Annotated in this window: 7 protein-coding genes; 2 read left to right on the plus strand and 5 right to left on the minus strand. The window is 72.2% G+C overall.

The window, feature by feature from the left end:
* Nucleotides 1-2: 2 nt before the first annotated feature.
* From ACZ4MH_RS18780 to ACZ4MH_RS18790, 3 genes are all read right to left on the minus strand, one after another.
* Nucleotides 3-1,364, minus strand: a complete 1,362-nt coding sequence (locus ACZ4MH_RS18780) for an extracellular solute-binding protein (protein WP_351591685.1) — start codon at nt 1,362-1,364, stop codon at nt 3-5.
* 63 nt (nt 1,365-1,427) lie between these two features.
* Nucleotides 1,428-2,144 carry a response regulator gene (locus tag ACZ4MH_RS18785; protein WP_351591682.1) on the minus strand — a complete coding sequence of 239 codons (717 nt, stop codon included), beginning with the start codon at nt 2,142-2,144 and terminating at the stop codon, nt 1,428-1,430.
* A complete protein-coding gene (locus ACZ4MH_RS18790; protein WP_351591679.1) occupies nt 2,141-3,757 on the minus strand; it encodes a sensor histidine kinase in 1,617 nt (538 codons plus the stop codon). Before ACZ4MH_RS18790 ends, ACZ4MH_RS18785 begins: the two co-directional genes overlap by 4 nt.
* 152 nt (nt 3,758-3,909) lie before the next feature.
* Between ACZ4MH_RS18790 and ACZ4MH_RS18795 the strand changes: the two genes are divergently transcribed.
* Both ACZ4MH_RS18795 and ACZ4MH_RS18800 read left to right on the plus strand, forming a co-directional pair.
* Nucleotides 3,910-5,322: a cation:dicarboxylate symporter family transporter gene (locus ACZ4MH_RS18795; protein ID WP_467754574.1), complete on the plus strand. Its 1,413-nt coding sequence runs from the start codon at nt 3,910-3,912 to the stop codon at nt 5,320-5,322.
* Nucleotides 5,323-5,570: 248 nt separating this feature from the next.
* Complete coding sequence (locus ACZ4MH_RS18800; protein WP_467754581.1) at nt 5,571-7,169, plus strand: M4 family metallopeptidase; 1,599 nt, start codon at nt 5,571-5,573, stop codon at nt 7,167-7,169.
* Nucleotides 7,170-7,470: 301 nt separating this feature from the next.
* On the opposite strand, the gene glgB is transcribed toward ACZ4MH_RS18800, so the two are convergent.
* Nucleotides 7,471-10,197: a 1,4-alpha-glucan branching enzyme gene (gene glgB, locus ACZ4MH_RS18805; protein WP_351591673.1), complete on the minus strand. Its 2,727-nt coding sequence runs from the start codon at nt 10,195-10,197 to the stop codon at nt 7,471-7,473.
* 61 nt (nt 10,198-10,258) lie between these two features.
* Nucleotides 10,259-11,875, minus strand: a complete 1,617-nt coding sequence (locus tag ACZ4MH_RS18810; protein WP_351591670.1) for a maltokinase N-terminal cap-like domain-containing protein — start codon at nt 11,873-11,875, stop codon at nt 10,259-10,261.
* Between the last annotated feature and the right edge of the window lie 396 nt (nt 11,876-12,271).

A 12,271-nucleotide genomic window follows, 5' to 3' on the forward strand; every position in this document is an offset into this window, starting at 1 on the left:
CCTCAGCGCCTGGTCACGACCCGGCCGTCGACGGTCGCGGCCAGCTGACCGTCGTACGCCTTCGCGGCCTGCTCGGGCGAGGCGTCGCCCGTGGTCACCGACTCCATCGCCTCGCCGATCGCCGCCGAGACCTTCGGGTAGGCCGGCAGCGCGGGACGGTACTTGCTGACCGACACCAGTCCGGTGAAGAAGTCGATGCCGGGCATGGAGGTGAGGTACTCCGGGTCTTTCGCGACGTCCTTGCGCACCGCGATCTGCGCGCCGCGCAGGCACCACTCCCGGGCGTTCGCCCTCGTCTGGAGCGTCTCGATCAACTGCCAGGCCAGGTCGGGGTTCTGAGAGCGCTGTGGGACGGACCAGGTCCAGCCGCCGGCCAGCGAGACCTTCCCCGGTGCCGCGCCGTGCTGCGTCGGGAACGGCGCCTGGCCCAGCGTCTTCGCCCACTGCGGCCACGGCTTGCCGCCGCCCTTGGGCTGCCACTGCTGCCCCAGCCACGAGCCGTCCAGGTCGATGGCCAGCTTCTCCTCGGGCAGCAGCTCGGTGGCGACGTTGGTCTGGATGTTCGGGCTGAGCGCGTCGGAGACGTCGGGGCCGAGCTTCTCGGAGTAGACCGTGTCGAGGAAGCGCAGGCTGTCCCGGAAGCCCTGCGAACCCTTCACCCACTTCTGTGACGTGGGCTCGTAGAGCGGGTCGTCGCCCGTGCCGTACAGCAGCATCTCGAAGCCCTGCATGACGGCGGCCTCGCCCGCGCCCTTGCCGGTGAAAACGTTCAGCGGGATGACGCCGGGGACCTTCTTCTTGACCGTGCGGGCCGCGTCGAGGACGTCTTCCCAGGTCTTCGGCTGCCAGTCGGCGGGCAGCCCGGCCTTCGCGAAGATCTTCTTGTTGAACCACAGGCCGCGGGTGTCCGTGCCGTCCGGGACGCCGTACGTCTTGCCGTCCTGCGCCTTGGCGGCCTCCTTGGCGCTGGGCTGGTACTGCTTCCAGTCCTCCCACTTGGCGAGGTACGGGTCCAGCGGGCGCAGCAGCCCGGCCTCGATGTCGGAGTTGATCAGGAAGGTGTCCTCGTAGACCAGGTCGGGCGCGGTCTTCGGGGAGCGCATCATCTGCTGGACCTTGGCGTAGTAGTCGTTCTCCGACGCCTGGATCGGCAGCAGCTTCACCTTCTTGCCGGGGTGGGCCTTCTCGAACTGCCTGGCCACCATCCCGACATAGTCGTCCCGGACCGTGACCTTGTTGTTGGTGTCCTTGATGAAGGCGACCTTGAGGGTGTTCGCGTCACTTCCGGAGCCGCCGCCACAGGCGGTCAGCGTGCCTGCGGCGAGGACGGCGGAGAGGAGCATCAGCGGGACGGCAGGACGCACGGTACGACCTCCAACTGGCCACGGTGGGCTGCACGGTGACCGTAAGGTGACCGGTTGGTCAGGTCAATGGTCCGACCAGCGATACCGCAATTCGGGGCGGCCGACGTGGCCGTACTGCGGGGCCCGGACCGCCCGCCCCGCGTCCACCAGATGCTCCAGGTAACGCCGCGCCGTGATGCGGGAGATGCCCACCGTCTCGGCCGCCGCGCCCGCCGACAGCCCCTCGGGCGCCGCCCGCAGCGCGTCGGTCACGGCCCGCAGCGTCGCCGGGGTCAGCCCTTTGGGCAGGGTGGCGGGGCGGGGCGCGCGCAGCGCGGCGATGGCCCGGTCCACCTCGTCCTGGCCGCTGGCCTCGCCCGCCGCCGAGCGGAAGACGGCGTATCGGGTCAGCCGGTCGCGCAGCGTGGAGAAGGTGAACGGCTTCAGGACGTACTGGACGATGCCGAGGGAGACGCCTTCGCGGACGACCGTCAGGTCCCGGGCCGAGGTGACGGCGAAGATGTCCGCCGTGTGCCCGGCCGCGCGCAGCGTCCGTACGAGCTGCAGCCCGTGCCCGTCCGGCAGGAAGAGGTCCAGCAGTACCAGGTCGACGGGGTGCTGGTCGAGGTGGCGACGGGCCGCCGCCGCGGTGTGCACCGTGCCGGAGACGGTGAAGCCCTCGACCCGGCCGACGTACAGCGCGTGCGCGTCGGCGGCCACGGGGTCGTCCTCGACGACCAGTACCCGGAGGGGTCTTTCCGGGCGCGTGGGCGTGCGCCCGCTGTCGTCCTGTGAGGTCATTCCCGCAGCTCCGTCCGCAGTGGCAGGCGGACGGCGAAGGCCGCGCCGCCCTCGGGGGCCCGCTCCAGCGTGACCGTACCGCCGTGCCGCCGCACGGTCTGCCGCACGATGGCCAGACCCAGGCCCCGGCCGTGCACCGTAGGCCCCGCCGCCTTGGTCGTCCAGCCGCGCCGGAAGACCTCCTCGGCGTGGTCGGGGTCCACGCCGGGCCCGGAGTCGGCGACCCGCAGCAGCAGCGCGCCGTCCGTGGCGCGCGCGGTGACCACGACCCGGCCGGGCTCGCCCGCCGGGCGCCCACCGGCCGCCGCGTCGATCGCGTTGTCGATGAGGTTGCCCAGTACGGTCACCAGGTCGCGGGCCGGCAGCCAGCCGGGCAGCAGCCCGTCGTCGATCCCGCTGTCCTCGGTCAGGGTGAGCTCCACGCCGTACTCGTTCGCCTGCGCGGCCTTGCCCAGCAGCAGCGCGGCCAGTACCGGCTCGCCGACCGCGCCCACCACCCGGTCGGTGAGCGCCTGGGCCAGCTCCAGCTCGGCGGTGGCGAACTCCACCGCCTCCTCGGCCCGGCCCAGCTCGATCAGCGAGACGACGGTGTGCAGCCGGTTGGCGGCCTCGTGCGCCTGGGAGCGCAGCGCCTCCGCGAAGCCGCGTACGGAGTCCAGCTCGCCGGAGAGCGCCTGCAGCTCGGTGTGGTCGCGCAGGGTGACCATCGTGCCGCGCTGTTCGCCGCCGTCGACCGGCGAGGTGTTCACGACGACCACCCGGTCGGCGGTCAGGTGCAGCTCGTCGACGCGGGGCGCGGGGTCGAGCAGCGCCTCGGTGAGCGGCGCGGGCAGCCCGAGGTCCGCGACCGGCCGGCCCACCGCGTCCCCGGCCACGCCCAGCAGCTCGCGCGCCCCGTCGTTGATCAGCGCGACCGCGCGCCGCCCGTCGAGCAGCAGCAGCCCCTCGCGTACGGCGTGCAGCGCGGCCTCGTGGTAGTCGTGCAGCCGGCTCAGCTCGGCGGCGTTCATGCCGTGCGTGTGGCGCCGCAGCCGGGCGTTGATCACGTACGTGCCGAGGCCGCCCAGGGCCAGCGCGGCGGCCGCGACCACGATCAGCGACAGCATCTGGCGGCGCAGCCCGCCGCTGATGGTCTCGACGGTGATGCCCGAGCTGACCAGGGCGATCACCCGGCCGCCGGCGCGCACCGGCGCCACGACCCGCACGGACGGCCCCAGGGTGCCCCGGTGGGTCTCGTGGAAGACCTCGCCGTGCAGCGCCGGGCCGATGTGTCCGAGGTACTTCTTGCCGATGGCGGACGGCTTCGTATGGGTATACCGGGTCTTGTCGGTGTCCATCACCACGACGAAGGCGACGCCCGCGTCCTTGCGCACCCGCTCGGTGTAGGGCTGCAGCAGCTTCGTGGGGTCCGGGGCGCGGACCGCCCGCGCGACGTAGGGCGCGTCGGCCACGGAGGTGGCGGTGGCGGTCGCCTGGCGGCGCGCGGTCTCCTCCGCCTGCTCGCTCGCGGACAGGTAGGCGAAGACGGCGCAGCCCGCCACGACGACCGCGATCAGCACGGCCTGCACGGCGAAGAGCTGGCCGGCCAGGCTGCGGGGGCGGGGGAGGCGCATGTGCATAAGTTTGCCCGCTGACGTTTACATGAACGAAATGCACGTAAGGGTGACGTGATCAAGAGGGGGGTGCATAGTCGCCGGGACTTTGTTTTGCGTTCAAGAGCCGCAGGTCGCACGCAGAACCGGACAATCGAGGACAGGAGGCAGTCGTGGCTGCAACGATCCTGCCGGGCGGCGGGACACCCGGCGAGCCCGCCACGCCCGCACCGAAGAAGCGTGACCGGACCCATTACCTCTACATCGCCGTCATCGGCGCGGTACTGGCCGGCATCGCCGTCGGCTTCATCGCCCCCGGTGTCGCCGTGGAGCTCAAGCCGCTCGGCACGGGCTTCGTGAACCTCATCAAGATGATGATCTCGCCGGTCATCTTCTGCACGATCGTCCTCGGCGTCGGCTCCGTACGGAAGGCGGCCAAGGTCGGCGCGGTCGGCGGCCTGGCGCTCGGCTACTTCATGGTCATGTCGACCGTGGCGCTCGCCATCGGCCTGGTCGTCGGCAACATCCTGGAGCCCGGCTCCGGGCTGCACCTGACCGAGACGGTCCGGCACGCGGGCCAGGCGCAGACCGCGGGCGGCGGCGAGTCCAGCTCGGAGTTCATGCTCGGCATCATCCCGACCACCCTGGTCTCCGCCTTCACCACCGGCGAGGTGCTGCAGACCCTGCTGGTCGCGCTGCTGGTGGGCTTCGCGCTGCAGGCGATGGGCAAGGCCGGCGAGCCGGTACTGCGCGGCATCGGCCACCTCCAGAAGCTGGTCTTCCGCGTGCTGTCCATGATCATGTGGGCCGCGCCGGTCGGTGCCTTCGGCGCCATCGCCGCGGTGGTCGGCGAGACCGGCCTGGACGCGCTGAAGTCCCTCGCGGTCATCATGGTCGGCTTCTACATCACGTGTCTGCTCTTCGTGATCGTCGTACTCGGCACGCTCCTGCGGCTCATCGCCGGCGTGAACATCTTCGCGCTCCTGAAGTACCTCGGCCGCGAGTTCCTGCTCATCCTCTCCACCTCCTCCTCGGAGTCGGCGCTGCCGCGGCTGATCGCGAAGATGGAGCACCTGGGCGTCAGCAAGCCGGTCGTCGGCATCACCGTCCCGACCGGCTACTCCTTCAACCTCGACGGCACGGCCATCTACCTCACGATGTCCTCGCTCTTCGTCGCCGAGGCGATGGGGTCCCCGCTGCCGATCAGCCAGCAGATCTCCCTCCTCGTCTTCATGATCATCGCGTCCAAGGGCGCGGCCGGCGTCACCGGCGCGGGCCTGGCCACCCTGGCCGGCGGCCTGCAGTCGCACCGCCCCGACCTGGTCGACGGCGTCGGCCTGATCGTCGGCATCGACCGCTTCATGAGCGAGGCCCGCGCCCTCACCAACTTCGCGGGCAACGCGGTCGCCACGGTTCTGATCGGCACCTGGACCAAGGAGATCGACAAGCCCCGAGTCCAGCAAGTACTGGCCGGCGGCCTCCCGTTCGACGAGACAACGCTGGTGGACGACGCCCACGGCCCGGCCCCCGAGGCCGACGGCGAGGCCCCGGACCCGCTCGCCAAGGGCGACAAGGCCACCGTCTGACCCGTCCCCCCCCGCATCACCTCGGAGCCCCGCCGACACCCTCGTCGGCGGGGCTCCGTCGCACGTCACCGCCCCCTATAGCACCGCCCTATCCCCGGATGCGATCACGTCAGGGGCATGCCAAGAGGGTGAGAATGCGGCCTGTGTCCGGCCCCTTCGGGGCCGGGCGGCCGACTCCCTCACCCTCAAGGACGTGCCCCGCCGTGCCCAGAACCTCCGTGCCCAGATCCTCCGCAGCGCTTGCGGCCATGGCCGTCGCCGCCGTCGTCGCCACCGGCGCGCTCGCCCTCCCCGCGTACTCCGCCCCCGCGAGCCCCGCGAGCCCCGCGAGTACCGCAAAGAGCAGCGCTCCCAGCGCGCAGATACGCGACGCCGCGATATCCCGGGCCAAGGCCAATGTCACCCGGCACGCCGCCACCTTCGGGTACGGCAAGGACCAGGGGCTCATCGCCAAGGACGTCGTCATCGACCGGGACGGTACCGAGCACGTCCGGTTCGACCGTACGTACCGCCAACTGCCCGTCGTCGGCGGCGACTTCGTCGTCCACCAGACCCGCGCCGGCAAGCTGGCGTCCGCCTCGCACGCCAAGGCCCGCAAGGTCGCGGTGGACTCGGTGCGGCCGGGCGTCTCCGCGAAGGCGACCGAGTCGAAGGCGCTCAAGGGCGTCACCGGCGTCCGCGGCGCCGAGCCCGACGCCGAGCTGATCGTCTGGGCCGCCGACGGCACGCCGCGGCTCGCCTGGCGGACCACCGTGGCCGGCACCGGTGCGCACGGCGAGCCGGCCGGCAAGGTCGTCGTCACCGACGCGGACAGCGGGCAGCGGATCGAGACGTACGACGCCGAGCACCAGGAAGCCGGCACCGGCCACTCCGAGTACACCGGCGACATCACCCTCGACACCACCAAGCGGGCCGACGGCACGTACGCGCTGATCGACCCCACCCGCGGCACGATCACCAAGGACGCCAACAACGTCTCGTCCTCCGGCCTGAACTCCGGCTCGGGCACGCTCTTCACCGACGCCGACAACATCTGGGGCGACGGGAAGAAGTTCTCCGCCGACCGCGCCACCGCCGCCGTCGACGCGCACGCCAACACCGCGAAGACCTGGGACTACTACCGGGACACCTTCGGCCGGAACGGCATCAAGAACGACGGCAAGGGCGCCACGGTCTTCGTGCACGTCGGCACCCACTGGGACAACGCACAGTGGTCCGACAACTGCTTCTGCATGATGACCGGCGACGGCGACGGCACCACCGACCCCGAGCAGGTCGACCTGGACACCATGGGCCACGAGATGACCCATGGTGTGACCAGCGCGACCGCCAACCTCCGTTACAGCGGTGAGTCCGGCGGCCTGAACGAGTCGACCTCCGACATCTTCGGCACCATGGTCGAGTGGTACGCCGACAACGCGATCGACACCCCCGACTACCTCTTCAGCGACCAGTCCACGCCGCCGTGGCTGCGCCGCATGGACAAGCCCTCCCTGGACGGCCGCTCGGCGGACTACTGGTCCCGCAAGGTCGGCCAGCTCGACGTGCACAACTCCTCGGGCGTGGGCAACCACTGGTTCTACCTGGCCAGTGAGGGCAGCGGCGCCAAGACGATCAACGGCGTCAGCTACAACAGCCCCACCTACAACGGCTCCGCCGTCACCGGCATCGGCAATCAGAAGGCCGCCGCGATCTGGTACCGCGCGCTGACCGTCTACATGACCTCGACCACGGACTACAAGGGCGCCCGCGCAGCGACCCTGAAGGCCGCCACCGACCTGTACGGCGCGACGAGCGCCGAGTACAAGACGGTCGCCGCCGCCTGGACCGCGGTCAACGTGGCCTGACGCGCGCGCCCGAGGCGCTCGCCCAGTTCGCGATCTTGTGCGGAATTTCCCGGTTGCGTCTCAGGATGTCCCGGGCGTGAAACGAAGCCGTGGCGGGACTGTCCCCGGACGCTGTGAGGCGGCAAAGTCTCCAGGGCCGGCGCGAAATCGCCGGTGAACGGGGGAACGGGGGATCACGGGGGAACGGGGCCCGCCGGCGGCAGCCGCCGGCGGGCCCCTTTTCTGTGCGTACGGGCAGGGGGTGCGACACCGGCCCGCAAGCACGTCCGTACGGCCGTCGGAGCGCGCTCCGGGACGGCGCTCAGCCCGCGGGGCGCAGCCAGACGGTGGCGAGCGGCGGCAGGACCGGCGCGATGGAGACGGCCCGGCCGTGGTACGGCACCGGCTCGGACTTCAGCGGCGCCGCGTTGGCCACGCCGCTGCCGCCGAACCGCTCCTCGTCGGTATTGAGCACCTCACGCCAGGCCGGTACGTTCTCCGGCACGCCGAGGCGGTACTCGTGCCGCACCACGGGCGAGAAGTTGCACACCGCGATCAGCGGGTCGCCCGCGTCGTCGTACCGCACGAACGAGAAGACGTTGTCCTCCCACGCGCCGCCGTCGATCCAGGAGAAGCCGGCCGGGTCGGTGTCCCGCTGCCACAGCGCGGGCACCGCGCCGTACAGCCGGTTCAGCTCCCGGACCAGGTCCCGGACGCCGCGGTGGTCCGGCTCGGCGGAGTACGCCGGGTCCAGCAGCCACCAGTCCGGGCCGTGGCCCTCGGACCACTCCGCGCCCTGCGCGAACTCCTGGCCCATGAACAGCAGTTGCTTGCCCGGGTGGGACCACATGAAGCCCAGATACGCGCGGTGGTTGGCGCGCTGCTGCCACCAGTCGCCGGGCATCTTCGAGACCAGCGCCCGCTTGCCGTGCACGACCTCGTCGTGCGAGATGGGCAGGACGTAGTTCTCGGAGTACGCGTACACCATCGAGAAGGTCATCTCGTTGTGGTGGTACTTGCGGTGCACCGGCTCCTTGGACATGTACTCCAGTGAGTCGTGCATCCAGCCCATGTTCCACTTCAGGCCGAAGCCGAGGCCGCCGAAGCCGCCGGGGCCGACGTGATGAGTGGCGCGGGTGACGCCGTCCCAGGCCGTGGACTCCTCGGCGATGGTCACCACGCCCGGGCAGCGCCGGTAGACGGTGGCGTTCATCTCCTGGAGGAAGTCGACCGCGTCGAGGTTCTCCCGGCCGCCGTGCTCGTTGGGCGACCACTCGCCGTGCTCGCGGGAGTAGTCCAGATAGAGCATGGACGCCACGGCGTCGACGCGCAGGCCGTCGATGTGGAATTCGGAGCACCAGTAGACGGCGTTGGCGACCAGGAAGTTACGGACCTCGGTCCGGCCGTAGTCGAATTCGAGCGTGCCCCAGTCGGGGTGCGCGGCCCGCGCCGGGTCCTCGTGCTCGTACAGCGGCCGCCCGTCGAACTCGGCGAGCGCCCAGTCGTCGCGCGGGAAGTGCGCGGGCACCCAGTCCATGATCACGCCGATGTCCGCGCGGTGCAGCGCGTCGACCAGGTACTTGAAGTCGTCCGGCGTGCCGAGCCGGGCCGTCGGCGCGTAGAAGCCGGTGACCTGGTAGCCCCACGAGCCGCCGAAGGGGTGCTCGGCGACCGGCATCAGTTCCACGTGCGTGAAGCCCAGGTCCTTGACGTACGCGGGCAGCTGCTCGGCCAGCTCGCGGTAGGAGAGGCCGGGGCGCCAGGAGGGGAGGTGGACCTCGTAGACGGAGAACGGCGAGGTGTGCACCGGGCGTTCGGCGCGGCGCGCCAGCCACTCGGCGTCGCCCCACTCGTGGTGCGCGACGTCGATGACCGAGGCGTTGGCGGGCGGGCACTCGGTCCGCCGGGCCATCGGGTCGATGCGCAGCGTGTGGCTGCCGTCCGGGCGCGCGATGTCGAACTTGTACAGCTCGCCCTCGCCCAGGCCGGGGATGAACAGCTCCCACACGCCGCAGGCGCCCAGCGAGCGCATCGGGTAGACCGTGCCGTCCCAGTAGTTCATGTTCCCGGCGACGCGGACGCCCTGCGCGTTCGGCGCCCACACCGTGAAGCGGGTGCCGGTGACGCCCTCGTGCTCCATGACGCGGGCGCCGAGCGCCTGCCACAGCTCCTCGTGCCGGCCCTCGCCGATCAGGTGCAGGTCCAGCTCGCCGATCGCGGGCAGGAAGCGGTACGGGTCGTGGACGGTCACCTCGTGCGCGTCGGCGCCCGTGCCGTAGGTGATCACCAACTGATAGTCGGGGATCTCCGACAGCGGCAGCACCCCGGCGAACAGGCCGTCGCCCTCGTCGTGCAGCTCGGCCCGCAGGCCCTTGGCGAGCACGGTCACCGCGGTGGCGTACGGGCGCAGCGCGCGGAAGAGCACCCCGCCGCGTACGGGATGCGCGCCGAGCAGCGCGTGCGGGTCGTGGTGCGTACCGGACAGCAGCCGGCCGCGGTCGGTGTCACTCAGCGGCGACGCGGCGCGCACGCCGCCCTTGCTGCCGCGCGGGGCGGGGGCGCCGGAAGGCACGGCGGCGGCAGCGGGCGCAGCGGCGGCTGCGGGCTCGGCGGTCTTGGGCTCGGCGGTCTTGGGCGTGGTGGTCTTCTTGGCGGCGGGGCGAGCGGCGGGGGTCTTCTTGGCGGCCGTCTTCTTGGCCGTCGTCCTGGCCGTCGTGGTCTTGGCCGTCGCCTTCTTCGTGGCGGCCTTCTTCGCGCCGGCCTTCTTCGGTGCGGGCTTCTTGGCGGCCGCGGCGGCCGGTTCCCCCGCTTCCGGGGCATCGGTCACCGGCGCCCCGGCCGGCTCGGCGCGCGAAGGCTTCCGCGCCGGCTCCGCGGCGCGTTCGGCGGCCGCCTCCGCCTCGGGATCGGGCCCGGTGCGCTGGGCCGGCGGGGCGTCCTGCTCGTCCTCCGACCGGGCGGGGGCCGGCAGGAAGGTGGGCGGGACGTCGGCGTCGGACGCCGGTGCTGCGGGGTCGGACGAGGGGCGGGACGGCGGACGGGGGGTCACGGGAGGAGCCTCCTGGCGGGGCGTTCGACGGGTCGGGGGATCGAAGGGCGGTTCGCTGTGATCAGGTGCGGTCCTCGGGCGGGGCGTAGGTCGTGAACGACGGGTCGCCCTCCTCGGGGTCCGCTTCGGCGTAGGGGTCGGGCCCCGCGCCCACGTGCGGGTCGGTCGTCAGCTGCGGGTCGGTGCCCAGGCGCGGGTCCGGGCCGGCGAGACGGCGGACGGCGGCCATGGGGATGGGCAGCCAGTCCGGCCGGTGCCGTGCCTCGTACAGCACCTCGTACACGGCCTTGTCGGTCTCGTACGCGCGCATCAGCTCCGGAACGGAGTCCGGATCCAGGCCGCCGGCCTCGGCGTAGCCGCGGCAGAACGCGGTCCGTGCGCGCCGCGCCCACTCCAGCGACCAGGCGTCGCCGCCGCCGGGGCCGCTGCGCGCCGCGTAGTCGAAGGACCGGAGCATAGCGGCCACGTCGCGCACCGCGGGCTGGACATCGCGCCTTTCCGCCAACGGCCGGGCCGGCTCCCCCTCGAAGTCGATGACCGACCAGCGGCCCTCGCCCGCGGAGCGCAGGGTTTGGCCGAGATGCAGGTCGCCGTGGATGCGCTGGGCAGCGAAGCCGCGGCCGTCCCGGCCGAGGGTGGTCAGCGCGTGGAAGGCGGTGCGCAGCCGGGTGCGGTACGGGCGCAGCGCCGGGACCGCGCGGGCTGCGACGTCCAGCCGCTCGGCCATGCCGGCGGCGATCAGCTCCAGGTGGGTGCGGCGCAGCTCGGTGGTGGGCAGCGTCTCGGCGAGCGCGGTGTGCACCTCGGCGGTGGCGTGGCCGAGGGCCCGCGCCGAGCCGGTGAAGTCGGCGCGTACGGAGAGGGCGTTGAGCGCGAGCTGCCAGCCGTCGGCCGCGCCGTCCAGGAACGGGGTGAGCACGCCGAGAGTGATCGGTTCTGCGGCGTGGTGGCGCGGGCCCTCGGCGGCCGTCACCGGCCCCGCCGCTTCCGACTCGAACCACGCGACGGGCGGGGGGACCCGCGAGCACTTCGCGCGGGCCAGCGCCAGCGGCAGTTCCAGGTCGGGGTTGAGGCCCGGGGAGGCCCGCCGGAAGACCTTGAGGATGTACGCGTCGCCGAAGACCACCGAGGTGTTGGACTGTTCGGTGGTCAGCGGCCGGGCGGAGAGGCCGGAGGCCAGGGTCGTCTGCGGCTCGACGGTGAAGCGGAGCGCGCCCAGCTGCCCGGGCACCCGCAGCCGTTCCAGCAGCAGCGTGCACAGCCGCGGGTCCAGCAGCGCGTCGTAGACCGTGCGCCCGGCCAGCGGTCCGCCGTCCGGGCGGCCGATCAGCGCGTGGGCGAGCCGCGGCGGCAGCGTGCCGTGCACGCCGAGCAGCAGCTGATAGCAGTCGTCGTCCTCGGGCGTGCGGGTCGGCGGGCCGGGCTGCCGGGCGCGGACGAGCAGGTGCAGCAGCCCGGGCGCGGCGGCGCCGTCGACGGTCCCGTCGACGGGCAGCAGCTCGGCGGCCGCGACGAGATCGAAGCCGGTGACAGGCCGGCCCTTGCCGGCGAACCACCGCTGCCGTGGCACCCATTCGCGCAGCAAAGGGTCGAGCGAGGGCAGCAGTCCGGGTGCGGTGGTGACGGAGGGCCGGTGGTGCCGGCCTTGCAGAGCACGGGTCGAGGCGGTTTCCGACATGACGTCGCGTCCTTTCCCCGGGCACACGACAGCTACGGCAAGTGTCCCGGAATACGGCCTTTACTGTGGGGCGGTGCGGGACGTGTCGGGCGAGGATCGTCCGTACGGCAGCGGATCTGCGGCAGGTGTCCCCACGCCCGCAGGCTCGGCGCGTGGATCGTCCGGCCCGTGCGGCAGTAGGGAGACTGCCCGGGCGAAAGGTCGAAAAACACCCGAACACGCCTTGCGTGCATGTACGGGCGGGTAGGTTCGCGCCTCCGGCACGGACGGCCTGCCGGCCGGCGCGACGGGCCCGTACGCGGCGGTGGGGGGGGGGGGGGGGGGGGGTGGGTGGGGGGGGGGGGGGGAGGGCAACAAGAAAGGGACCGAAAAGGAGGTAAAGTAAGACAACAAAGC

This window comes from Streptomyces sp. NPDC026301, from assembly GCF_055567935.1.